This window comes from Streptomyces sp. SID13726, from assembly GCF_010548375.1.
Taxonomy (GTDB): Bacteria; Actinomycetota; Actinomycetes; order Streptomycetales; family Streptomycetaceae; genus Streptomyces.
The window spans coordinates 376,604-399,490 of the sequence record NZ_JAAGLY010000004.1 but is presented as its reverse complement, the minus strand read 5'-3'; the positions used below and the strand labels follow the sequence as shown (position 1 = coordinate 399,490).

General features: G+C 67.8%; 27 protein-coding genes. 26 read left to right on the top strand and 1 reads right to left on the bottom strand.

Features of this window, described 5'->3' with window-relative positions; all coding sequences use genetic code 11:
- Window positions 1-141 precede the first annotated feature (141 nt).
- From rpsH to G3I78_RS12935, 23 genes are all read left to right on the top strand, one after another.
- Window positions 142-540 (top strand): 30S ribosomal protein S8, encoded by a 399-nt coding sequence (gene rpsH, locus G3I78_RS13045; protein ID WP_013001411.1) that lies wholly within the window; start codon window positions 142-144, stop codon window positions 538-540.
- Window positions 541-565: 25 nt separating this feature from the next.
- On the top strand, window positions 566-1,105 hold the full coding sequence (gene rplF, locus G3I78_RS13040) for a 50S ribosomal protein L6 (RefSeq protein WP_164423748.1): 540 nt from the start codon (window positions 566-568) through the stop codon (window positions 1,103-1,105).
- Between the two features lie 3 nt (window positions 1,106-1,108).
- Entirely contained in the window at window positions 1,109-1,492 is a 384-nt protein-coding gene (rplR, locus tag G3I78_RS13035; protein ID WP_164423745.1) for a 50S ribosomal protein L18, read from the top strand.
- Window positions 1,493-1,528: 36 nt separating this feature from the next.
- Entirely contained in the window at window positions 1,529-2,134 is a 606-nt protein-coding gene (gene rpsE / locus G3I78_RS13030) for a 30S ribosomal protein S5 (protein ID WP_164423743.1), read from the top strand.
- Window positions 2,135-2,136: 2 nt separating this feature from the next.
- On the top strand, window positions 2,137-2,319 hold the full coding sequence (gene rpmD, locus G3I78_RS13025) for a 50S ribosomal protein L30 (protein WP_006140898.1): 183 nt from the start codon (window positions 2,137-2,139) through the stop codon (window positions 2,317-2,319).
- Between the two features lie 2 nt (window positions 2,320-2,321).
- Window positions 2,322-2,777 carry a 50S ribosomal protein L15 gene (gene rplO, locus G3I78_RS13020; protein ID WP_003974249.1) on the top strand — a complete coding sequence of 152 codons (456 nt, stop codon included), beginning with the start codon at window positions 2,322-2,324 and terminating at the stop codon, window positions 2,775-2,777.
- Between the two features lie 176 nt (window positions 2,778-2,953).
- The gene (gene secY, locus G3I78_RS13015; protein ID WP_164423741.1) at window positions 2,954-4,267 is read left to right on the top strand and encodes a preprotein translocase subunit SecY; all 1,314 of its coding nucleotides are present in this window, start codon (window positions 2,954-2,956) and stop codon (window positions 4,265-4,267) included.
- Window positions 4,267-4,929: an adenylate kinase gene (locus G3I78_RS13010; RefSeq protein ID WP_164423739.1), complete on the top strand. Its 663-nt coding sequence runs from the start codon at window positions 4,267-4,269 to the stop codon at window positions 4,927-4,929. Before secY ends, G3I78_RS13010 begins: the two co-directional genes overlap by 1 nt.
- A 141-nt stretch (window positions 4,930-5,070) precedes the next feature.
- Complete coding sequence (gene map / locus G3I78_RS13005) at window positions 5,071-5,907, top strand: type I methionyl aminopeptidase (RefSeq protein WP_164423737.1); 837 nt, start codon at window positions 5,071-5,073, stop codon at window positions 5,905-5,907.
- A gap of 188 nt (window positions 5,908-6,095) precedes the next feature.
- Window positions 6,096-6,317, top strand: a complete 222-nt coding sequence (infA, locus tag G3I78_RS13000; protein WP_003948620.1) for a translation initiation factor IF-1 — start codon at window positions 6,096-6,098, stop codon at window positions 6,315-6,317.
- A 29-nt stretch (window positions 6,318-6,346) separates the two neighbouring features.
- The gene (rpmJ, locus tag G3I78_RS12995) at window positions 6,347-6,460 is read left to right on the top strand and encodes a 50S ribosomal protein L36 (RefSeq protein WP_003998809.1); all 114 of its coding nucleotides are present in this window, start codon (window positions 6,347-6,349) and stop codon (window positions 6,458-6,460) included.
- A gap of 223 nt (window positions 6,461-6,683) precedes the next feature.
- Window positions 6,684-7,064: a 30S ribosomal protein S13 gene (rpsM, locus tag G3I78_RS12990; protein ID WP_164423735.1), complete on the top strand. Its 381-nt coding sequence runs from the start codon at window positions 6,684-6,686 to the stop codon at window positions 7,062-7,064.
- Between the two features lie 69 nt (window positions 7,065-7,133).
- Window positions 7,134-7,538 carry a 30S ribosomal protein S11 gene (gene rpsK, locus G3I78_RS12985; protein WP_003956432.1) on the top strand — a complete coding sequence of 135 codons (405 nt, stop codon included), beginning with the start codon at window positions 7,134-7,136 and terminating at the stop codon, window positions 7,536-7,538.
- A 123-nt stretch (window positions 7,539-7,661) separates the two neighbouring features.
- On the top strand, window positions 7,662-8,684 hold the full coding sequence (locus G3I78_RS12980) for a DNA-directed RNA polymerase subunit alpha (RefSeq protein ID WP_003966937.1): 1,023 nt from the start codon (window positions 7,662-7,664) through the stop codon (window positions 8,682-8,684).
- 86 nt (window positions 8,685-8,770) lie between these two features.
- Window positions 8,771-9,280 (top strand): 50S ribosomal protein L17, encoded by a 510-nt coding sequence (gene rplQ, locus G3I78_RS12975; protein WP_164423733.1) that lies wholly within the window; start codon window positions 8,771-8,773, stop codon window positions 9,278-9,280.
- 160 nt (window positions 9,281-9,440) lie between these two features.
- The gene (locus tag G3I78_RS12970; RefSeq protein WP_164423731.1) at window positions 9,441-10,859 is read left to right on the top strand and encodes a hypothetical protein; all 1,419 of its coding nucleotides are present in this window, start codon (window positions 9,441-9,443) and stop codon (window positions 10,857-10,859) included.
- A 64-nt stretch (window positions 10,860-10,923) separates the two neighbouring features.
- A complete protein-coding gene (gene truA / locus G3I78_RS12965) occupies window positions 10,924-11,790 on the top strand; it encodes a tRNA pseudouridine(38-40) synthase TruA (protein WP_164423729.1) in 867 nt (288 codons plus the stop codon).
- 354 nt (window positions 11,791-12,144) lie between these two features.
- The gene (locus G3I78_RS12960) at window positions 12,145-13,560 is read left to right on the top strand and encodes a glycosyltransferase family 2 protein (protein ID WP_164424184.1); all 1,416 of its coding nucleotides are present in this window, start codon (window positions 12,145-12,147) and stop codon (window positions 13,558-13,560) included.
- The gene (locus G3I78_RS12955; protein ID WP_164423727.1) at window positions 13,560-14,573 is read left to right on the top strand and encodes a glycosyl hydrolase; all 1,014 of its coding nucleotides are present in this window, start codon (window positions 13,560-13,562) and stop codon (window positions 14,571-14,573) included. The genes G3I78_RS12960 and G3I78_RS12955 overlap by 1 nt, the downstream gene beginning before the upstream one ends.
- The gene (locus tag G3I78_RS12950; RefSeq protein ID WP_164423725.1) at window positions 14,573-16,378 is read left to right on the top strand and encodes a glycosyltransferase family 39 protein; all 1,806 of its coding nucleotides are present in this window, start codon (window positions 14,573-14,575) and stop codon (window positions 16,376-16,378) included. Before G3I78_RS12955 ends, G3I78_RS12950 begins: the two co-directional genes overlap by 1 nt.
- 53 nt (window positions 16,379-16,431) lie before the next feature.
- Entirely contained in the window at window positions 16,432-17,772 is a 1,341-nt protein-coding gene (locus G3I78_RS12945) for a UDP-glucose/GDP-mannose dehydrogenase family protein (RefSeq protein WP_164423723.1), read from the top strand.
- Window positions 17,769-18,527, top strand: coding sequence for a polyprenol monophosphomannose synthase (locus G3I78_RS12940; RefSeq protein ID WP_164423721.1), 759 nt, complete (start codon window positions 17,769-17,771; stop codon window positions 18,525-18,527). The genes G3I78_RS12945 and G3I78_RS12940 overlap by 4 nt, the downstream gene beginning before the upstream one ends.
- An 8-nt stretch (window positions 18,528-18,535) precedes the next feature.
- Entirely contained in the window at window positions 18,536-19,045 is a 510-nt protein-coding gene (locus G3I78_RS12935; protein ID WP_164423719.1) for a GtrA family protein, read from the top strand.
- 31 nt (window positions 19,046-19,076) lie between these two features.
- On the opposite strand, the gene G3I78_RS12930 is transcribed toward G3I78_RS12935, so the two are convergent.
- Window positions 19,077-19,970: a hypothetical protein gene (locus G3I78_RS12930; RefSeq protein WP_164423717.1), complete on the bottom strand. Its 894-nt coding sequence runs from the start codon at window positions 19,968-19,970 to the stop codon at window positions 19,077-19,079.
- A gap of 347 nt (window positions 19,971-20,317) precedes the next feature.
- Here G3I78_RS12930 and rplM point away from each other — a divergent pair, with 347 nt between their 5' ends.
- From rplM to glmM, 3 genes are all read left to right on the top strand, one after another.
- Window positions 20,318-20,761, top strand: coding sequence for a 50S ribosomal protein L13 (gene rplM, locus G3I78_RS12925; RefSeq protein ID WP_164423715.1), 444 nt, complete (start codon window positions 20,318-20,320; stop codon window positions 20,759-20,761).
- Between the two features lie 41 nt (window positions 20,762-20,802).
- Entirely contained in the window at window positions 20,803-21,324 is a 522-nt protein-coding gene (rpsI, locus tag G3I78_RS12920) for a 30S ribosomal protein S9 (protein WP_007384094.1), read from the top strand.
- A gap of 186 nt (window positions 21,325-21,510) precedes the next feature.
- Entirely contained in the window at window positions 21,511-22,869 is a 1,359-nt protein-coding gene (gene glmM, locus G3I78_RS12915; protein WP_164423713.1) for a phosphoglucosamine mutase, read from the top strand.
- The last annotated feature ends 18 nt before the right edge of the window (window positions 22,870-22,887 follow it).

The following is a 22,887-nucleotide window of genomic DNA, read 5'->3' as shown; positions in this document are numbered from 1 at the left end:
CTTAGGCTAGGAGGGTTGGGCGCCCTGACGCCCGTACGACTTACTACGCCGTAGGTCCACCGCACCGCACCCGCCTCGTCTCGGATCGAGGAGAGGGATGGGCACCTGGAAACCCCGGCGAGAGAGGCCGAAGGCCAATTCATGACCATGACTGATCCGATCGCAGACATGCTTACGCGTCTGCGGAACGCGAACTCGGCATACCACGACTCCGTGACGATGCCGGCGTCCAAGATCAAGTCTCACATCGCGGAGATCCTCCAGCAGGAGGGCTTCATCACGGGCTGGAAGGTCGAGGACGCCGAGGTCGGCAAGAACCTCGTCCTGGAGCTGAAGTTCGGCCCCAACCGTGAGCGCTCCATCGCGGGCATCAAGCGGATCTCCAAGCCCGGTCTCCGGGTTTACGCGAAGTCCACCTCCCTGCCGAAGGTGCTGGGCGGCCTCGGCGTGGCGATCATCTCCACGTCGCACGGACTCCTCACCGACAAGCAGGCCGGCAAGAAGGGCGTAGGCGGAGAAGTTCTCGCCTACGTCTGGTAGCGGAAAGGAATCGGAGGAAACAGCTATGTCGCGTATTGGCAAGCTCCCCATCACGGTTCCCGCCGGCGTGGACGTCACCATCGACGGCCGTACGGTTTCGGTGAAGGGCCCCAAGGGCACCCTCTCGCACACCGTCGCTGCGCCGATCGACATCGCCAAGGGTGAGGACGGCGTTCTCAACGTCACCCGCCCCAACGACGAGCGTCAGAACAAGGCCCTGCACGGCCTGTCCCGCACGCTGGTGGCGAACATGATCACCGGCGTGACCCAGGGTTACGTGAAGAAGCTCGAAATCAGCGGTGTCGGTTACCGCGTCGCGGCCAAGGGCTCGAACCTCGAGTTCGCGCTCGGCTACAGCCACTCGATCACGGTCGAGGCGCCCGAGGGCATCTCGTTCAAGGTCGAGAACCCGACGCACTTCTCGGTCGAGGGCATCGACAAGCAGAAGGTCGGCGAGGTTGCGGCCAACATCCGCAAGCTGCGCAAGCCTGACCCGTACAAGGCCAAGGGCGTCAAGTACGAGGGCGAAGTCATCCGCCGCAAGGTCGGAAAGGCGGGTAAGTAAGCCATGGCATACGGACAGAAGATCCTGAAGGGCGACGCCTACAAGCGCGCCGCGATCAAGCGCCGCCACATCCGGATCCGGAAGCACATCTCCGGTACGGCGGAGCGTCCCCGTCTGGTCGTTACCCGCTCGAACCGCCACATCGTGGCCCAGGTGATCGACGACATCAAGGGTCACACCCTGGCGTCGGCGTCCACCCTGGACACGACGGTCCGCGGTGGCGAGGGCGACAAGTCCGCGCAGGCCAAGCAGGTCGGTGCCCTGGTCGCCGAGCGCGCCAAGGCCGCCGGTGTCGAGGCCGTCGTATTCGACCGTGGTGGCAACCAGTACGCCGGGCGCATCGCCGCCCTGGCGGACGCCGCCCGCGAAGCCGGGCTCAAGTTCTGAGCCGCTCGTAGCTAGCGGAAAGAGAGAGGTAATCCAATGGCTGGACCCCAGCGCCGCGGAAGCGGTGCCGGTGGCGGCGAGCGGCGGGACCGTAAGGGCCGTGACGGTGGCGCTGCTGCCGCCGAGAAGACCGCTTACGTTGAGCGTGTCGTCGCGATCAACCGTGTCGCCAAGGTTGTGAAGGGTGGTCGTCGCTTCAGCTTCACCGCGCTGGTCGTGGTGGGCGACGGTGACGGCACCGTGGGTGTCGGTTACGGCAAGGCCAAGGAGGTGCCGGCCGCCATCGCCAAGGGTGTTGAGGAGGCCAAGAAGCACTTCTTCAAGGTCCCCCGTATCCAGGGCACCATCCCGCACCCGATCACGGGTGAGAAGGCTGCCGGCGTCGTTCTGCTCAAGCCCGCGTCCCCCGGTACCGGTGTTATCGCCGGTGGCCCGGTGCGTGCCGTGCTCGAGTGCGCCGGTATCCACGACGTGCTGTCGAAGTCGCTCGGCTCGTCGAACGCGATCAACATCGTGCACGCGACCGTGGAGGCCCTGAAGGGCCTGCAGCGTCCCGAGGAGATCGCGGCCCGCCGTGGTCTGCCCCTTGAGGACGTCGCTCCCGCGGCTCTTCTCCGTGCGCGTGCCGGGGCGGGTGCGTAATCATGGCGCAGCTCAAGATTACGCAGGTCAAGTCCTACATCGGCAGCAAGCAGAACCACCGTGACACCCTGCGTTCCCTTGGTCTCAAGGGCATCAACACGCAGGTCGTCAAGGAGGACCGCCCCGAGTTCCGCGGAATGGTGCACACCGTCCGCCACCTCGTGTCGGTCGAGGAGGTCGACTGATCATGGCGGAGAACAACCCGCTCAAGATCCACAACCTCCGTCCCGCCCCGGGCGCCAAGACCGCCAAGACCCGTGTGGGTCGTGGTGAGGCGTCGAAGGGTAAGACGGCCGGTCGTGGTACCAAGGGCACGAAGGCCCGTTACCAGGTTCCGGAGCGCTTCGAGGGTGGCCAGATGCCCCTCCACATGCGTCTCCCGAAGCTGAAGGGCTTCAAGAACCCGTTCAAGACCGAGTTCCAGGTCGTGAACCTCGACAAGCTGGCCGCGCTCTACCCCGAGGGTGGCGAGGTCACCGTCGAGGGTCTGGTGGCCAAGGGTGCCGTTCGCAAGAACAGCCTCGTCAAGGTCCTCGGCCAGGGTGAGATCTCGGTGGCGCTGCAGGTGACGGTGGACGCCGTCTCCGGCTCCGCCAAGGAGAAGATCACCGCCGCCGGCGGCACGGTCACCGAGCTCGTCTGAGCGCGATGACGTAAAGCAGTACCCACCGGGGATACCTCACAACGGGGTATCCCCGGTTGGTCGTTCCACGGGGGGCAGTGTCGCCGGTAAGGTGGCCTGCACTGCTTTCTCTCATATTCGTCGAACCTCAAGACCGTCACCCTTGACGCAGTAGCGCGGGGGTCGCAGGAGGCACCGTGCTCACCGCGTTCGCCCGGGCGTTCAGGACGCCCGACCTGCGCAAGAAGCTGCTCTTCACGCTCGCCATCATCGTGGTGTACCGCGTGGGTACCCACATTCCGATCCCTGGCGTGGACTACAAGTCCGTCCAGGAGTGCGTGGACCAGGCGTCCGGAAACCAGGGACTCTTCGGTCTGGTCAACATGTTCAGCGGCGGCGCACTGCTGCAGATCACGGTCTTCGCGCTCGGCATCATGCCGTACATCACCGCGAGCATCATTCTCCAGCTGCTGACCGTGGTCATCCCGCGCCTCGAAGCCCTCAAGAAGGAGGGCCAGGCCGGTACGGCGAAGATCACGCAGTACACCCGTTACCTGACGGTGGCGCTCGCCATCCTGCAGGGCACCGGCCTGGTGGCCACCGCCCGCAGCGGCGCCCTCTTCTCCGGCTGCACCGTCGCGTCGAGCATCGTCCCGGACCGCGCGATCTTCACCACGATCGTCATGGTCATCACGATGACCGCCGGTACGGCCGTCGTCATGTGGCTCGGTGAGCTCATCACCGACCGCGGTATCGGCAACGGCATGTCGATCCTGATGTTCATCTCGATCGCCGCCACCTTCCCGTCCGCGCTGTGGGCCATCAAGAAGCAGGGCACCCTGGCCGACGGCTGGATCGAGTTCGGCACCGTCATCGCGGTCGGCCTGGTCATGGTCGGCCTGGTGGTCTTCGTCGAGCAGGCCCAGCGCCGCATCCCCGTGCAGTACGCGAAGCGCATGATCGGCCGCCGGTCCTACGGCGGTACGTCGACGTACATCCCGCTGAAGGTCAACCAGGCCGGTGTGATCCCCGTCATCTTCGCGTCGTCCCTGCTCTACATCCCCGCTCTGATCGCGCAGTTCTCGAGCGGCAACTCCGGCTGGAAGACCTGGATCGAGGCCAACCTCGTCAAGGGCGACCACCCGATCTACATCACCCTCTACTTCTTGCTGATCGTTTTCTTCGCGTTCTTCTACGTCGCCATCTCCTTCAACCCCGAAGAAGTAGCCGACAACATGAAGAAGTATGGTGGCTTCATCCCGGGCATCCGGGCTGGCCGACCGACCGCTGAGTACCTGAGCTACGTACTCAACCGGATCACCTGGCCGGGTTCGCTGTACTTGGGTCTGATCGCTCTTGTGCCAACGATGGCGTTGGTCGGCTTCGGGGCAAGCCAGAACTTCCCGTTCGGCGGGACCAGCATCCTGATCATCGTGGGTGTCGGTCTTGAGACGGTGAAGCAGATCGAGAGCCAGCTCCAGCAGCGCAATTACGAAGGGTTCCTCCGCTGATGCGTATCGTCCTCGTCGGGCCGCCGGGTGCCGGCAAGGGAACGCAGGCCGCGTTCCTGGCCTCGAACCTGTCGATCCCGCACATCTCCACGGGCGACCTGTTCCGCGCCAACATCAGCCGGCAGACGGACCTCGGCAAACTCGCGAAGTCCTACATGGACGCGGGCAACCTGGTTCCGGACGAGGTCACCATCGGGATGGCCAAGGACCGCATGGAGCAGCCCGACGCCGAGAACGGCTTCCTGCTCGACGGCTTCCCGCGGAACGTCTCGCAGGCCGAGTCGCTCGACGAGATGCTCCAGACCGAGGGCATGAAGCTGGACGCGGTGCTGGACCTCGAGGTCCCCGAGGAGGAGGTCGTCAAGCGCATCGCCGGCCGCCGCATCTGCCGCAACGACTCGGCGCACGTCTTCCACGTGTCGTACAAGGCGCCGAAGCAGGACGGCGTCTGTGACGTCTGCGGCGGCGAGCTGTACCAGCGTGACGACGACTCCGAGGAGACGGTCCGCAAGCGTCTTGAGGTCTACCACACCCAGACCGAGCCGATCATCGACTACTACAAGGCCCAGGGCCTGGTGGTCACGATCTCGGCGCTCGGCAAGGTGGAGGACGTCACCGGCCGTGCCATGGACGCGCTCAAGCGCGAGGACGACGCCGCCTAGCGGCTTCCCCTCCCGCCGGTCCGAGCAGGTCAGCCGCGGTTCCCTGGACAGGGGGCCGCGGCTGCTGCGTGGGTGCACGTATCGTTGAGGGCGCCCGTCCCCTTACCCGGTTGTCCCCGGTCCGAGAAAGGCTTCCGCCGCATGGTGCAGATCAAGACCCCCGAGCAGATCGCCAAGATGCGTGAGGCGGGCCTTGTCGTCGCCGCCATCCACGCGGCGACGCGTGAGGCCGCGGTGCCCGGGGCGACGACCAGGGATCTCGACCAGGTCGCGCGCAAGGTCCTCGCGGAGCACGACGCGAAGCCGAACTTCCTCGGGTACGGCGGCTTCCCGGCGACCATCTGCACCTCCGTGAACGAGGTCGTCGTCCACGGCATCCCCTCCGACGAGGTCGTCCTCAAGGACGGGGACGTCATCTCCATCGACTGCGGCGCGATCATCGACGGCTGGCACGGCGACGCGGCGTACACGGCCTTCGTGGGCTCGGGACACGCGCCGGAGCTGATCGAGCTCTCGCGGGTGACCGAGGAGTCGATGTGGGCCGGCATCGCGGCGATGAAGCAGGGCAACCGGCTCGTCGACGTGTCGCGGGCCATCGAGACGTACATCCGCCGGCAGCCGAAGCCCGGCGGCGGGCGGTACGGGATCATCGAGGACTACGGCGGTCACGGCATCGGCACCGAGATGCACATGGACCCGCACCTGCTGAACTACGTCGACCGGCGCCGGGGCAAGGGGCCGAAGCTGGTCACCGGGTTCTGCCTGGCGATCGAGCCGATGGTGTCCCTCGGTACGCCGAAGACGGAGGTCCTGTCGGACGACTGGACGGTCATCACGACGGACGGCACGTGGTCCTCGCACTGGGAGCACTCGGTGGCTCTGACCGAGGCGGGGCCGCTGGTGCTGACGGCTCCGGACGGGGGCAGGGCGAAGCTGGCCGAGCACGGGGTCGTGGCGGCTCCGGATCCGCTGGCCTAGACCGTTCGCCGTCCGCGGGCCCTTCGGGCGCTTAAGGATCTCCCTGTCGGGGCATGAATCCTCGATTCGTCTTTCTGGGTGCGCTGACGTAGACTGACTCGTCGGCTCTCGTGCACCCGCATGTCTTCATGCGGCCCGTGAGGGAAAGCGGGGGAGTCGATCAAGGTAGTCGATTCGAAGGGCGAAGCGTGGCCAAGAAGCAAGGTGCCATCGAGATCGAGGGCACTGTCGTCGAGTCTCTTCCGAACGCCATGTTCAAGGTCGAGCTCCAGAACGGCCACCAGGTCCTGGCACACATCAGCGGCAAGATGCGGATGCACTACATCCGTATCCTCCCTGACGACCGGGTCGTGGTGGAGCTGTCTCCGTACGACCTGACGCGTGGCCGGATCGTCTACCGGTACAAGTAGATCCCTCTGACTCGGAGAACCTCGATCCCATGAAGGTCAAGCCGAGCGTCAAGAAGATCTGCGACAAGTGCAGGGTGATCCGCCGTCACGGTCGGGTCATGGTCATCTGCGAGAACCCGCGCCACAAGCAGCGCCAGGGCTGATCGCAAACAGGCCTCACCCTCTGCATTCGCAGAGACTTCGCGCGACGCGAGCTGAATATGTAATTACGCGGAACCCGGACACCTGGTGTCCGACACCCTCGGTTCGGAGGCCGAGGACCCAGTCGTACCTAATCTTTGGCTGCATCCATTGGACAGCGTGAAGAGGCCGGCGGCTGGGAACCGGTTTCGTGTCAGACCTCCGAAGATCACCAGGAGCCATTGAATGGCACGCGTTTCCGGTGTTGACATCCCGCGCGAAAAGCGCGTGGAGGTCGCCCTGACCTACGTGTTCGGCATTGGCCGGACCCTTGCCCAGCTGACGCTGGCCGAAACCGGTGTCGACCCGAACACCCGCGTTCGCGACCTCTCCGAGGAGCAGCTCGTCGCGATTCGTGAGTACGTCGACAACAACATCAAGACCGAGGGTGACCTCCGTCGCGAGATCCAGGCCGACATCCGCCGCAAGGTCGAGATCGGCTGCTACCAGGGTCTGCGCCACCGCCGTGGTCTGCCCGTCCGTGGTCAGCGCACCAGCACGAACGCTCGTACCCGCAAGGGCCCGCGTCGCGCGATCGCCGGCAAGAAGAAGCCGGGCAAGAAGTAGTCCTCAGCGGACAACGCTTCATCAGCGGTCTTCGCTGTAGGACCGACCACCTCCCCGTAGGAGAAGTAGATGCCCCCCAAGGGTCGTCAGGGCGCTGCCAAGAAGGTGCGCCGCAAGGAAAAGAAGAACGTCGCTCACGGCCACGCGCACATCAAGAGCACGTTCAACAACACCATCGTCTCGATCACGGACCCCTCGGGCAACGTGATCTCCTGGGCCTCCGCCGGCCACGTCGGCTTCAAGGGCTCGCGCAAGTCCACCCCCTTCGCCGCGCAGATGGCCGCCGAGTCGGCCGCCCGCCGCGCGCAGGAGCACGGCATGCGCAAGGTCGACGTCTTCGTGAAGGGCCCGGGTTCGGGTCGCGAGACGGCCATCCGTTCGCTCCAGGCGACCGGTCTTGAGGTCGGCTCCATCCAGGACGTCACCCCCACCCCGCACAACGGCTGCCGTCCGCCGAAGCGTCGTCGCGTCTGACGCGTCGCCTTCACAGGCAGTGCTTTCGGGCGGTACGGCTCTGTAAGGGTCGTATCGCCCGTACCCTTGTAGTACCTCAGGGCATCAAATAGTGGGTGCCCCTGAACTGAAGGATCTCCACACATGCTGATCGCTCAGCGTCCCTCGTTGACCGAAGAGGTCGTAGACGAGTTCCGGTCCCGGTTCGTGATCGAGCCGCTGGAGCCGGGCTTCGGCTACACCCTCGGCAACTCCCTCCGCCGCACCCTCCTGTCGTCGATCCCCGGTGCCGCTGTCACCAGCATCCGCATCGACGGCGTCCTGCACGAGTTCACCACGGTGCCGGGCGTCAAGGAGGATGTCACCGACCTGATCCTCAACATCAAGCAGCTGGTCGTCTCCTCGGAGCACGACGAGCCGGTCGTGATGTACCTGCGCAAGCAGGGCCCGGGTCTGGTCACCGCCGCCGACATCGCGCCCCCGGCCGGTGTCGAGGTGCACAACCCGGACCTCGTCCTCGCCACGCTCAACGGCAAGGGCAAGCTGGAGATGGAGCTGACGGTCGAGCGTGGCCGCGGTTACGTCTCCGCCGTGCAGAACAAGCAGGTGGGCCAGGAGATCGGCCGTATCCCGGTCGACTCCATCTACAGCCCGGTGCTCAAGGTCACGTACAAGGTCGAGGCGACCCGTGTCGAGCAGCGCACCGACTTCGACAAGCTGATCGTCGACGTCGAGACGAAGCAGGCCATGCGTCCCCGTGACGCCATGGCGTCGGCCGGTAAGACCCTGGTCGAGCTGTTCGGTCTCGCCCGCGAGCTGAACATCGACGCCGAGGGCATCGACATGGGCCCGTCCCCGACGGACGCCGCCCTTGCCGCTGATCTGGCGCTGCCGATCGAGGAGCTGGAGCTCACCGTTCGGTCGTACAACTGCCTCAAGCGTGAGGGCATCCACTCCGTGGGTGAGCTGGTCGCGCGCTCTGAGGCCGACCTCCTCGACATTCGCAACTTCGGTGCGAAGTCCATCGACGAGGTCAAGGCGAAGCTGGCCGGCATGGGCCTGGCCCTCAAGGACAGCCCGCCCGGATTCGACCCCACGGCCGCTGCCGACGCCTTCGGCGCCGACGACGACGCGGACGCGGGTTTCGTGGAGACCGAGCAGTACTGATCGGTCGTATGCCGGTGGGCATCCGCCCACCGGGTTCCTGACCCCGGTACCTGATACGGCCGGGGCAGACACACAGGAGAAACACCATGCCGAAGCCCACCAAGGGTGCCCGTCTGGGCGGCAGTGCCGCGCACGAGAAGCTGCTCCTCGCGAACCTCGCGAAGTCGCTGTTCGAGCACGGCCGCATCACCACCACCGAGGCGAAGGCCCGCCGTCTGCGGCCCTACGCCGAGCGTCTGGTCACCAAGGCGAAGAAGGGCGACCTTCACAACCGCCGTCAGGTGCTCCAGGTGATCACGGACAAGAGCGTCGTCCACACGCTCTTCACCGAGATCGGCCCGCGGTACGAGAACCGCCCCGGCGGTTACACCCGTATCACCAAGATCGGTAACCGCCGTGGCGACAACGCGCCCATGGCTGTCATCGAGCTGGTCGAGGCCCTGACGGTCGCCCAGGAGGCCACCGGCGAGGCCGAGGCCGCCACCAAGCGTGCCGCCAAGGACGCCGAGGCCGCTCCGGTCGCCGAGGAGACCAAGGTCGACACGACCAAGGCCGCCGACGCCGACGAGGCTGCCGAGGAGTCCAAGGACGCCTGACGCCTCCGCGTTGTGACGGGCCCGTTCCTTTCGAGGAGCGGGCCCGTTCGCATGTCGGCGAAAGGTGTGGGCGAGGCAGGGCAACCTCACAGCGGACTCACAGGTCATGTACATGCGTCACCGATCCGGTGCGCGTGATGTCCGAGTCACGGGGGGTCCCATGCCTTACCTCGCCGCTGCGCGGCGCAGTGTCTCCGCGTTCGCGCTGGCCGCGCTGGCCGCCGGCGCGCTCGTCGGTCCCGCTCAGGCCCAGGAGGAGCCGCTGCCGGTCTCCGTCACCGGGCCCGACAGTGTCAACCTCTCGCTGCACCCCGAGCCCGGTGAGCCGGGTGAGCCGGGCGAGCCGCAGATCGAGCTGGGGCTCCGGGCTCCCGGTGAGCCGGTGCCGGACGAGAACGGCGTCACCTACCCGATCCACCAGGGCGAGTACACGGTCACCGTGGACGCCAGCTCCCTGGCCGGGGTCGCCGCCGTGGACTTCTCCCGGCTCGGCGGCTGGCAGGGCTGCTCCGTCGCGGGGCTTGTCGCCACCTGCCGGGGTTACGAGATCTACGCCGGCCGGGACTACAACGACCTGGGCGGCATCAGACTCGACGTGACCGACGAGAGCGCCGCGGGCGAGGTCGGCACCATCGAGGTCACGGCCGCGGGTGAGGGCCTGGCCTTCACCGGGCACAGCGTGGACGTACTGGTCGGCGGCCCCGAGCTGCGGATGAAGCAGCTGGCCGAGCCCGCGGGCTTCCGCGCGGGGGACACCTTCCGGGCACCGCTGGGCTTCCGCAACGTCGGCGGTCTGGGCGGCGACGGCGTGGTCCTGCGGATCTACGGCAGCCGGGGCCTCTCCTTCCCCGGCAACTTCAGGAACTGCTGGTACGACCCGCGCGACCCCGACGAGGTGTTCGGGAGTTCCACGGCACTGTGCGTCTTCGACAGCGAGTTCGCGGCGGAGGCGGCGTACGGACTGAGCGTTCCCTTCCCGATCAGGACGGCGCGCTTCGCGCTCTACGACGTGATGTCCTACAGCTTCAGCGCGGTGCCCGCCGACCAGGTGGACGAGCTGCTGGCCGAGGGCGACTACCGGGCGGGCACCGGTCCCCGGCTGGGGCTGGTCCGGCTGCCGGACGCCGATCCGGCGGACTACGCGCGGTTCGCGGAGGCGGACCTCCCGACGAAGAACACCTTCGACCTCGACCTGACCGGCGAGCGGCTGCGGGCCCGCAAGGGCGAGACGGTCTCGGTGGACGTCGGCTTCGCCAACCACGGCCCGGCCTGGCTGGCGCTGCTGCGCTCCGGCGGCGAGCCGATCTCGTTCTGGGTGGACCTTCCTCCGGGCACCACGGTCACCGAGGCCCCCGAGAACTGCCGGGCCGCCGACTGGGAGGACCCCCAGGGCGACTACCTCTGCGACATCGACACCCCGATCCTGGAGGACGCCTCGCGCACCTTCACGTTCGGGCTGCGCGTCGACGAGGTGATCAAGAACGCCACCGGCCGGGCGTTCTTCGCGTACACGATGCCGAACGAGGGCAACCCGGCGAACGACTCCGGCACGATCGTGCTGAACCCGGGCCGCCACTGATCGTCACCAGTGCGGGCCCGCCCCTCGGGGCGGGCCCGTTCCGCGTTCCTGAGAGGATCTGGGGGTGAGCGACGAAGTACAGCCCGGCCATGTCCGCGTCCGCCTGGACCTCTCCTACGACGGCAGCGACTTCTCCGGCTGGGCCAAACAGGCCGGCGGCCGGCGGACCGTACAGGGCGAGATCGAGGACGCCCTGCGGACCGTGACGCGGTCGGGCGACGTGACGTACGAGCTGACCGTGGCCGGGCGCACCGACGCCGGGGTGCACGCGCGGGGGCAGGTGGCGCACGTGGATCTGCCGGAGGCGGTGTGGGGGGAGCACCGCGAGAAGCTGCTGAAGCGGCTGGCGGGGCGGTTGCCGCGGGATGTGCGGGTGTGGGGGGTGGGGGAGGCGGCGGAGGGGTTCAACGCGCGGTTCTCCGCGATGTGGCGGCGGTACGCCTACCGCGTCACCGACAACCCGGGTGGCGTCGACCCGTTGCTGCGGGGGCACGTCCTGTGGCACGACTGGCCGCTGGACGTCGACGCCATGAACGAGGCCGCGGCCCGGCTGCTCGGGGAGCACGACTTCGCCGCGTACTGCAAGCGACGTGAGGGCGCGACGACCATTCGCACGCTCCAGCGGCTGAGCCTCGTACGCGGCGACGACGGCATCATCACCGCGACGGTCCGCGCCGACGCCTTCTGCCACAACATGGTGCGCTCGCTCATCGGCGCGCTGCTGTTCGTGGGGGACGGGCACCGGGGCCCCGACTGGCCGGCCAAGGTGCTGGCCGCCGGCGTACGGGACTCGGCTGTCCACGTCGTACGGCCGCACGGGCTGACCTTGGAGGAGGTCGGATATCCGGCGGACGAGCTGCTGGGGGCACGGAACAAGGAGGCGCGGAACCGGCGGACGCTGCCCGGGACGTCCGGTTGCGAAACCTGTTAGTTACCCCTCATTTGCCTTCACTCAGGGGACATAGCGCCACTTTTTGGACTTACTTCTCCACTTGACCCTTACATCTCTCACACAACTCGGATAATCTTTCGCGGCTCGGTCATTGGTTCGAAAGAGGATGACCGGGCACAGGGTGGGGGTCAACGGGCCAGAGGGCCCAAGGGTGGATTTCGCATGAGTTCAGTTGGTCCGGTACGGACCGGGGGACGTCGAAGGGCCAGGCGAGGTGACGGAGTTCCGTTGGGGCTGTTGCCGCTGCCGCCGTCGGACAGGGAGAAGTACTCCTACGCGCATCGGTATCTGTGGATCCTGACGATCAGCTCGCTGGTCAGCTTCTGCTGCCTGGTGGTGAGCCAGTTCAAGCTCGCCCAGTCCACTCCGGTGCTGTGGATCTACACACCGCTGCTGGTCTTCACGGTCGTGTACTACCTGGTGTCGCTCCGGGTGAACGGTTTCACCAGGGACTTCGACATCGCGCACCACAAGAAGCTGGTCCATGACTGGCGGCCCGAGGTCTATCCGACGGTGGACGTGTTCCTGCCGGTGTGCGGTGAGCCCATCGAGGTGCTGCACAACACCTGGCGGCATGTGCGGGAGATGGCCGACCGCTACCCGGGCGTCTGTGTGCCGTTCGTGCTCGACGACGGCGCCAGTCCCGAACTGGAGGCGATGGCCCGCGACTTCGGGTTCCGCTACGGCACCCGGGAGAACCGCGGCTGGTTCAAGAAGGCCGGCAACCTGCACTTCGGGTTCGGGCAGTCGGACGGCAAGTACATCCTCATCCTGGACGCCGACTTCACCCCGCGTGCCGACCTGCTCGAAGAGCTGCTGCCGTACATGGAGGCCGACCCGGCCATCGGCATCGTCCAGTCCCCGCAGTACTTCCGGGTGCTCGACTCGCAGAACTGGATCGAGCGCGGCGCGGGCGCGGTCCAGGAGCTGTTCTACCGGTCCGTGCAGGTCTCCCGGCAGGGCAGCGACGGGGCGATCTGCGTCGGTTCCTGTGCCGTGTACCGGCGGGCCGCACTGGACACCAACGGCGGTACGACGCTGATCGAGCACTCCGAGGACGTGCACACCGGGTTCGACCTGCGTGGTCTCGGCTGGGACCTGCGCTATGTCCCGGTCGCCGTCTCCACGGGCGTGTGCCCGGACACCGCCGGCGCCTTCTTCAACCAGCAGTACCGCTGGTGCTCCGGCTCGATGAGCCTGCTCGGCAGCAGGAAGTTCTGGCAGCGCAGGATCAAGCTGTCCAGCCGCCTGTGCTACATGTCCGGGTTCTTCTACTACATCCACACGGCGCTGTTCACCTTCGCGGCGCCGGTCATCCCCATCGTGCTGCTGATCATGATGCCGGAGAAGCTGCGGGTCGAGCATCTGCTCCTGGTGGCCCCCAGCGTCATCTACACCACGATCGTCTTCCCGATGTGGCACCGGGCGCCCTACCGCCTGGAGGCCTGGGCGGCCCGCATGATGTACGGCTGGGCGCACGTCTTCGCCATCTGGGACATCCTCCGCAAGAACCGCATGGGCTGGCAGCCGACCGGCTCCTCCGGGGCCAAGAAGAACAAGACCCGCCGCTTCTGGATCGGGATGTGGGTCTGGAGCGGTGGCACCGCGCTGATCTGGGTCGTGGGAGCGGTCTACCGGACGTTCACCATGGACGCCCCGAACTTCGCCCTGATCCTGTCCTCCGGACTCTTCTACGCCCTCGTCGTGGGCCGTGTGCTGGTCCAGCCCCGGGAAAAGGCGGTCGCCTGATGCAGTTGCTCACCCGCACCCGCGGCGCGGTCTCCGCCGTCCTGCTCGCCGCACTCGCCCTCAGCGGCTGCTCTGTGCTCGACGGGTCGAACAATGCTTCATCCTCTGGACAGAACAAAAGCGGAAACGTTTCTTCCGGTGATGCGGACTCGAACGTCCCCTACGACGTCGTACCGCTGATCAAGCCTGCGAAGAAGTACTTCGGAGCCGCCGTCGACGGTGCGCCGACCTCCATGAAGGGCGTCGACGCGTACACGAGGATGGTCGGCAAGCAGCCCAACCTCGTCGAGTACTACGCGGCCTGGGGCGACGGCTTCGACGCCAGCGGCGTGCGCCGGGCCTGGAGCCAGGGCGCCATGACACTGATGTCCTGGGAGCCCTTCGACACCAGCCTCGCCGACATCGCGGCGGGCAAGTCGGACGCGTACCTCAAGGAGTACGCGACCGCGGTCCGCAGACTGAACCTGCCCGTCGTGATCGACTTCGCCGACGAGTTCAACGGCCACTGGGAGAAGTGGGGCACGAAGTACGTCACCCCCGAGCAGTACGTGGCTGCCTGGCGGCACATCCACGACACGTTCATCGAGCTCGGCGCCTCGAACGTGATCTGGTCCTGGTCGCCCAACATCATCAATCCGGTCAAGAACGTCGAGCTGAAGCCCTACTACCCGGGCGACGGCTACGTCGACTGGGTCGGCCTGGTCGGCTACTGGACCATCGAGCAGGACAACGCCTTCAGCAGTGTCTTCGGACCGACCATGGACGAGATCCGGGCCTTCACCAAGAAGCCCATGATCCTCGTCGAGACCGCGGCCGAGCCCGGTGAGCGGCGGCGGGCCGACATCCGCAACCTCTTCGAGGGCGTCGAGGACGACGACAGCCTGATCGGCTTCATCTGGTTCAACCACAGGAAGCGTGCCGACTGGCGGTTGGAGGCGAGCCCGCTGGCCCTGAAGGAGTTCAAGCGCCTGGCCGCCGACGACAGCTTCGGCTTCGACGTACGGAAGCCGTGATGACCTCCAGAAACGATCACTACACGCCACAGCCCTACGATCCGTACGCGGAGGACGACGGCGGCTGGTTCAACTCGGACGGCTGGGCCCCGCAGCAGTACCAGCAGCAGGAGTACGGGTACGCCAACCCGCAGCAGCCGCAGCAACAGCCGTACGCGCCGGCCGTCCCGGAGCAGCCCCGCAGCGGCTTCGACGACCAGCCGACGTACGCCCTGCGCACGGTTCAGTACCAGCAGGTGCCGGACGACACGGACGTGGCGCCCGGGTACCACATTCCCGAGACGCCGGACGCCGGATGGGACGACGCCCCCAGCAGACGGCGTGCCTGGGTCAGCCGGGGTGTCCTCGCCGTCGTCCTGCTCGTCCAGGCCGTGCTGTCGCTCAGGCTGTCCAACACCGCGTTCCAGGACGAGGCCCTGTACCTGGCGGCGGGCCACAACATCATCGATCACTGGATGAACGGCACCCCGCTGCACAGCGGGTACGAGACGTACTTCTCCGGATCGCCGATGCTGTACCCGGTCGCCGCGGCCGTGATCGACGGCACCTTCGGGCTGTCCGGCGCCCGGGCGCTGAGCCTGCTGTGCATGCTGGGCGCGACCGCGCTGCTCTACTCCTTCACCCGGCGCATGTTCAACGAGCGGGTGGCCCTGGTCGCCGCCGCGCTGTTCGCGGTCACCCAGCCGACGATCGTGCTCGGCTGGTTCGCCACCTACGACGCTCCCGCGATCTTCCTCCTGGCGCTGGCCGCGTGGATCGTCGTCCGCACCAACCGCGCCCCCGCGATCACCGTGCTGCTCGCCGCGCCGGTGATGGTGCTGGCCGTCGCGGTGAAGTACGCGTCCGCGCTGTACGTGCCCACCCTCATCGTCCTGGCCGCCCTGACGGCCTGGCACCACAAGGGCTGGCGCTGCCTGGTGCGGGCCTTCCTGCTCGGCCTCGGCACCGCCGCGCTGGCCGGCGTGGGCCTGCTCTACACCGACGTGCTCGCCGGTGTGCGGGCGACGACCACCAACCGTGCCCACGGCACCGACACCGCGATGTCGCTGGTGGAGAAGTCGGTGGAGTGGGGTGGCCTGATGACCGCGGCCGCCGCCGCGGGGGCCGTCGCCTACGCGCTGCGCGGCCGTATGAACGAGTCGCCGCGCTCCCACGGCCTGGCGGGCCCCGGCTGGCGCTGGCGTGCCCTGCTCGGTCTGGTGCTGGCCGGTACCGCGCTGCTCGCCCCGGCCTACCAGATCCACCTCAGCACGTCGGTCTCGCTCTACAAGCACCTCGACTTCGGTCTGCTCTTCGCCGCCCCGATGGCCGGCGTCGGTGTGATCCGGCTGGTCGGCAAGCACTTCCGCTATCCGCAGCTCGGCATCATGATCTGGGTCACGGCCCTGTGCCTCGGTGTCTCGCAGTCCGAGTGGCGGTTCGGTCTGTGGCCGGACTCCACCCCGCTCGTGAAGGCGATCGAGCCGTACATGAAGCCCAAGGGCCGCTATCTCGGCGCCACTTACGAGGTGCCCGTCTACTACCTCCAGGACAAGACGAACCACGACCAGTGGACGTCGACGTACGGCATCGGCTACTCGGACCGGAAGGGCGAGATCCACCACGGCCGGGAGGGGTACCGGCTCGCCATCGAGGCCGGCTACTTCGACCTCATCGTGCTGGACGGGGTGGCGACACCGGATCTCGAGAAGTACCTCGCGCGGCAGGTCACCGCGAGCGGCCACTACCGCATGGTCGGCACGATCCCCTTCGAACTCAGCGGAGGCGGCACCGGCTCGTACCGGATCTGGGCGAAGACCTCCTGAGCCGTCGCCCACCCGTCTCCTTCCTCCAACCTGTTCATGAAAGGCCGTACCGCATGCGGCTCACTGTCATCGGCACCGGCTATCTGGGTGCCACCCACGCCGCCTGCATGGCGGAACTCGGACACGAGGTGCTCGGGGTCGACGTGGACCCCGAGAAGGTCGCCGCGCTGCAAGGCGGACAGGTGCCCTTCCACGAGCCCGGGCTGCCCGAGCTGATCGCCCGGCACACGGCGAGCGGGCGGCTCGCGTTCACCACCGACCACGCGGCGGCCGGGGCCTTCGGCGAGGTGCACTTCGTGTGCGTCGGCACCCCGCAGCGCCAGGGCTCGGGCGGCGCCGACCTGACCCACGTCGACGCGGCCTTCGCGGCGATCGCCGGGCACGCGGCCGAGGGCTCGCTGATCGTCGGCAAGTCGACCGTGCCGGTCGGCACGGCGGAGCGGCTGGCCGCCCGGCACGGGGCCGAGATCGCCTGGAACCCGGAGTTCCTGCGCGAGGGCCACGCCGTCGAGGACACGCTGCGTCCGGACCGGCTGGTGTTCGGGGTGCGGTCGGCACGCGCGGAGGGACTCCTCCGCGAGGTGTACGCCCCGGTCCTCGGCGCGGGCACCCCGGTCGTCAGCACCGACTTCCCGACCGCCGAACTGGTCAAGACGGCGGCCAACGCCTTCCTCGCCACCAAGATCTCCTTCATCAACGCGATGGCCGAGGTCTGCGAGGCCGCGGGCGGCGACGTAGGCGTCCTGGCCGAGGCGATCGGGTACGACGACCGGATCGGCGGAAAGTTCCTGCGGGCCGGCGTCGGCTTCGGCGGCGGGTGCCTGCCCAAGGACATCCGGGCCTTCGCGCACCGCGCCGACGAACTCGGGGTCTCGCTCGCGTTCCTGCGCGAGGTGGACGCGATCAACATGCGCCGCCGCGACAAGGTCGTCGGGCTGGCGCGGGAGCTGTGCGGCGGATCGGTGCTGGGGGCCCGTGTCGCCGTACTCGGGGCGGCCTTCAAGCCCGGCTCCGACGACATCCGTGACTCACCGGCGCTCAACGTGGCCGCCAGGTTGCGCCTGGATGGCGCCGACGTGACGGTCTACGACCCCGAGGCGCTGGACAACGCCCGCAAGGCATATCCGCTGCTCGGATACGCGCTGTCGGCCGAGGAAGCGCTGGAACGCGCCGATCTCGTCCTGCATCTGACCGAGTGGCCGCAGTTCCGGGAACTCGATCCGGAGCGGGCCGCAGAGCTGGTGAGCCGCCCACGGATCGTGGACGGCAGGGGAACGCTCGACGCGGGCCGTTGGACCGTGGCGGGCTGGCATTTCCGGGCGCTGGGCAGACCCGCGCCCGTCGGGGAGGGAACCCTTGAGGGCCTCCAGGGGAGGGGAAGAGAAAGACAATGACGGCCTACGACAGACACCCCGGCGTACCGGTCACCATCGTGATGCCGACCTACAACGAGGCGGCGAACCTGCCCCGCATGGCTGAGCTGGTCCTCGGGCTGCCCATCGACGGGCTGCACCTGAAGATCGTCGACGACTCCAGCCCGGACGGCACCGGGCGGATCGCCGAGGAGCTCGCCGAGAAGTACAACTCGGACGGGCACCGGATGAGCGTGCTGCACCGGACCGAGAAGGACGGGCTCGGGCGGGCGTACGTGGCCGGCATGAGCGCCGCGCTCGACGAGGGCGCCGCGTACGTCGTCCAGATGGACGCCGACGGCAGCCACCCCGTGGAAGCGGTACCACGGATGCTCGGTACGGCCGTGGCGTCCGGGGTCGGCCTGGTCGTCGGCAGCCGGTACGTGGAGGGCGGCTCGCTGGACGAGGAGTGGGGCAGGCACCGCGTCCTGCTGTCCCGGTTCGCCAACCGGTACGCCAGGACCGTGCTCGGCACCAAGATCCGGGACATCACCGCGGGCTTCAACCTGTGGTCGGCCGCCACCCTGCGTGACATCGACCTCACGACTCTGGACAGCGCGGGCTACAGCTTCCAGGTCGAGCTGAAGTTCAAGGCCGTGCGGGCCGGGCACAGCGCCGTCGAGATCCCGATCCGCTTCGAGGAGCGCACCGAGGGCGAGTCCAAGATGAACCTCGCCACACAGATCGAGTCGGCGGTGATGCCCCTGCGGCTGCGACTGCGCAACCGGCGGGGCTGAACGGGACGGTGAGCAGCGGACGTCACGCGCTTCCCTCCCGGTTCGGGAAGCTGTACCGCGAGATCGCGAAGTTCGGCATGGTCGGTGCGTCGGGCTTCGTGGTCAACCTCGCGGTCTTCAACCTCATCAGGACCGCCACCGAGTGGCAGACCGTCCGGGCGAGCGTCCTGGCCACGGTCGTGGCCATCCTGAGCAACTACCTCGGGCTGCGGTACTTCGCGTACCGGAACCGCGACGAGGAGGACCGGGGCAGCCGCAGGAAGGAGCTGACCCTCTTCCTGTTCTTCAGCGGTATCGGCCTGGTCATCGAGAACTCGGTGCTCTACACGACCACCTACGGGCTCGGCTGGGACGGCACGCTCGCCACCAATGTCAGCAAGTTCCTGGGCATCGGCGTCGCCACGCTCTTCCGGTTCTGGTCCTACCGCACTTGGGTCTTCCGGACGGCGGGCAGCCGTCCGGAACCCGTCGCGCCCTACCCGGAGCCCGCCCTGAGCGGTTCCTGGGAGCAGGGCTGAGAGTCCCCGGCGCGCCGCACCGCGCGCCGGGTCACTCGCTCGCCGCCGTGGACGCCTGGAGCTCGCCCCGCCGGTGGATCTGGCGGAACGTGAACTCGGCCAGGTTGTCGCCGATGCCGAAGACCGCGGTGTCCTTCTCCGTGACGTTCTTGCCGTTGGCGAAACCGGCGATGGTGAAGTAGGCGTAGCGGCCGTAGGAGTTGGAGGTCGTACGGCAGATCGCGGAGTTGCAGAAGGGCTTCACCGCGCCGCCGGACAGCGACCTGACGATGTCCTTCTTGGTGTCGACCTGGCTCTTGGCCTTGGCCGCCTTGGCCTCGGTGTCGAAGACGGCCACGCCGACCGTCACCGAGACGCCGTCCTTGGTGTAGCTGACCCGCATGAACTGGGTGCAGTCGTCGGCCTTGAGGATCTTGCCGAGACTGGCCTGGACGGTGTCGGCGGCGGCGCAGTTCTTCGTGTCGGAGGTCGTGCCCTTCTTGTACACGGTCGTGCCCATGGTCAGCTGCGTGCCCGGGAAGAGCCGCTGCGCGCTCAGCGGCGCCGTGTCCTTGACCTTGCTGGAGATGAAGTCCTTCGGGTCCAGCGGCGGCGGCGCGCTGGTCGGCGCGAACGACGGCGCGGTCCCGGTGGCGCTCGGGATGTCGGCGGTCGCCGGCAGCGACGAGGTCGGTTTGTTCGCCTCGTCGTCGCCGTTGTTCGCCGATACGACGGCCATCGCCACGGCGGTGCCTATCGCGACGGTGGCGAGCGCGCCACCGCCGATGAGGAACAGCCGGCGCCGTCTGTTGCGGGTCTCGGAGGCCTCGGCGAGCGCGGCCCAGTCCGGGGTCTGCTCGCCCCCGTCGCTGCCCCACGGCTGCTGCGACTGCGGTTTCCAGGGATCCCACTGGGACGGGGGTCCCCCCTGCTGCCCAAAGCTCATGGGGCGCATCTTAGACGGGGTACGGAAGGTGCCGTCGGGCCTGTGGACACTGGCTTCGGGGACCTTTCCGGCACTGCCGCACATCTCGGCCGCCGAGCCGGCGTCACGGTGTCGTCACGGCGCCTCCGTGACCCCGTTTTGACCCGTCCGGGGTACCCCGGTATCCTGCTGGTTCATTGTGTATTGGCTCGCTCGTTCTCACGCGAGAGACCGGTACCTAGGTTCCCTGGAGCAGTTACCAGTGGGCGGCATACGGGCAGCGTCCCCGGCATTGTCGTCCCCAGCTGCACGATCGCTTCAGTGATGCCATGTGTCAGCACCCATCCACTGAAGAAGAAGGCTGCGAAGTGCGTACGTACAGCCCCAAGCCCGGCGATGTGACTCGCCAGTGGCATGTCATCGACGCTCAGGACATCGTCCTGGGCCGTCTCGCCACCACCGCCGCGTCTCTTCTGCGCGGCAAGCACAAGCCGATCTACGCCCCTCACGTCGACACCGGTGACTTCGTCATCATCATCAACGCCGACAAGGTGCACCTGTCCGGCAACAAGCGGACCCAGAAGATGGCGTACCGCCACTCCGGCTACCCGGGTGGTCTGCGCTCCGTCCGCTACGACGAGCTCCTCGACAAGAACCCCGAGAAGGCCATCGAGAAGGCCGTCAAGGGCATGCTCCCCAAGAACACGCTGGGCCGTCAGATGCTCTCGAAGCTGAAGGTCTACAAGGGTGACCAGCACCCGCACGGCGCGCAGCAGCCGCAGCCGTTCGAGATCACCCAGGTCGCGCAGTAGTTCCGGCCACCCCCAAGACTGAAGAGAAGCTGAGGAAAATCGTGGCCGAGACCACCGTCGAGACGCCCGTCGAGGGCGAAGAGATCGTCGACATCGACAGCTACACCACCGAGTCCGAGGTCCCCGTCGAGGGCGAGTACACCTCGGAGTCGCTCGCCGGCCGCTTCGGCGACCCGCAGCCGGCCGCCGGCCTGGGCCGTCGCAAGAACGCCATCGCCCGCGTCCGGATCGTCCCGGGCACCGGCAAGTGGAAGATCAACGGTCGCACCCTTGAGGACTACTTCCCCAACAAGGTGCACCAGCAGGAAGTCAACGAGCCCTTCAAGGTGCTCGAGCTCGAGGGCCGCTACGACGTCATCGCCCGCATCGCGGGTGGCGGTGTCTCCGGTCAGGCCGGTGCCCTGCGCCTCGGCGTGGCCCGCGCGCTGAACGAGGCCGACGTGGACAACAACCGCGGCGCCCTCAAGAAGGCCGGCTTCCTCCGCCGCGACGACCGTGCGGTCGAGCGCAAGAAGGCCGGTCTCAAGAAGGCCCGCAAGGCTCCGCAGTACAGCAAGCGTTAAGCTTCGCTGCCTGCTCGTACTCGCACGTCAGCAGTACGTCCGACGTACGTCCGTTCGCCCCGGCGGCACGCCACAGTGCCGCCGGGGCGTTCGTTTATCACAGCCTTAGGCGTATAACGGCACAAGGCGCTCAAAGGCTCATGTGATCGGATGATCTCCGTAACTGACGCTTCTTCAGGAGGACAAGTGGGACGACTCTTCGGCACGGACGGCGTGCGCGGTGTCGCCAACGCGGATCTGACGGCCGAGATGGCGCTCGGTCTGTCGGTCGCGGCGGCGCACGTGCTGGCCGAGGCGGGTTCGTTCGAGGGCCACCGGCCTACGGCGGTCGTCGGACGTGATCCCCGCGCGTCCGGGGAGTTCCTGGAGGCGGCCGTGGTCGCCGGCCTCGCGAGCGCCGGCGTGGACGTGCTGAAGGTCGGTGTCCTGCCCACCCCCGCGGTGGCGTATCTCACCGGCGTGCTCGGCGCCGACCTCGGCGTCATGCTCTCCGCCAGCCACAACGCCATGCCGGACAACGGCGTCAAGTTCCTCGCCCGCGGCGGGCACAAGCTCGACGACGAGCTGGAGGAGCGGATCGAGACGGTCTACGACTCGCACCGGCACGGCGAGCCGTGGGAGCGGCCGACCGGCGCCGGGGTCGGCCGGGTGCGGTCCTACGGCGAGGGGTTCGACCAGTACGTGGCGCACCTGATCGCCGTACTGCCGAATCGGCTCGACGGGCTGAAGATCGTCCTCGACGAGGCGCACGGCGCCGCGGCCCGGGTGTCGCCGGAGGCGTTCTCGCGGGCCGGTGCCGAGGTGATCACCATCGGGGCCTCCCCGGACGGGCTCAACATCAACGACGGCTGCGGGTCGACGCACCTCGGTCTGCTGAAGGCCGCGGTCGTCGAGCACGGGGCCGCGCTCGGTATCGCGCACGACGGGGACGCGGACCGGTGTCTCGCCGTCGACCACACCGGTGAGGAGGTCGACGGCGACCAGATCATGGCGGTGCTGGCGCTGGCGATGAAGGAGCGGGGGGCGCTGCGCGCCGACACCGTGGTGGCCACCGTCATGTCCAACCTCGGGTTCAAGCTGGCGCTGGAGCGGGAGGGGCTGCGGCTCGTCCAGACCGCGGTGGGGGACCGGTATGTGCTGGAGGCGATGAAGCAGCACGGGTACGCGCTCGGGGGTGAGCAGTCCGGGCACGTCATCATCCTCGATCACGCGACCACGGGGGACGGCACGTTGACCGGGCTGATGCTGGCGGCCCAAGTGGCGTCCAGTGGGCGGTCGTTGCGCGAACTGGCCGCTGTGATGGAGCGGTTGCCGCAGGTGCTGATCAACGTGCCTGACGTGGACCGGAGTCGGGTGTCGACGTCCGCGGACCTGGCTTCCGCCGTTGCCGACGCGGAGCGGGAACTCGGTGAGACCGGGCGGGTGTTGTTGCGGCCCTCTGGGACCGAGCCGTTGGTTCGGGTGATGGTCGAGGCGGCCGATATCGATCAGGCCCGGTCTGTGGCGGGGCGGCTCGCGGATGCGGTGAAGTCGGCGCTGGGCTGACTTCGCGGATGTGGGGCC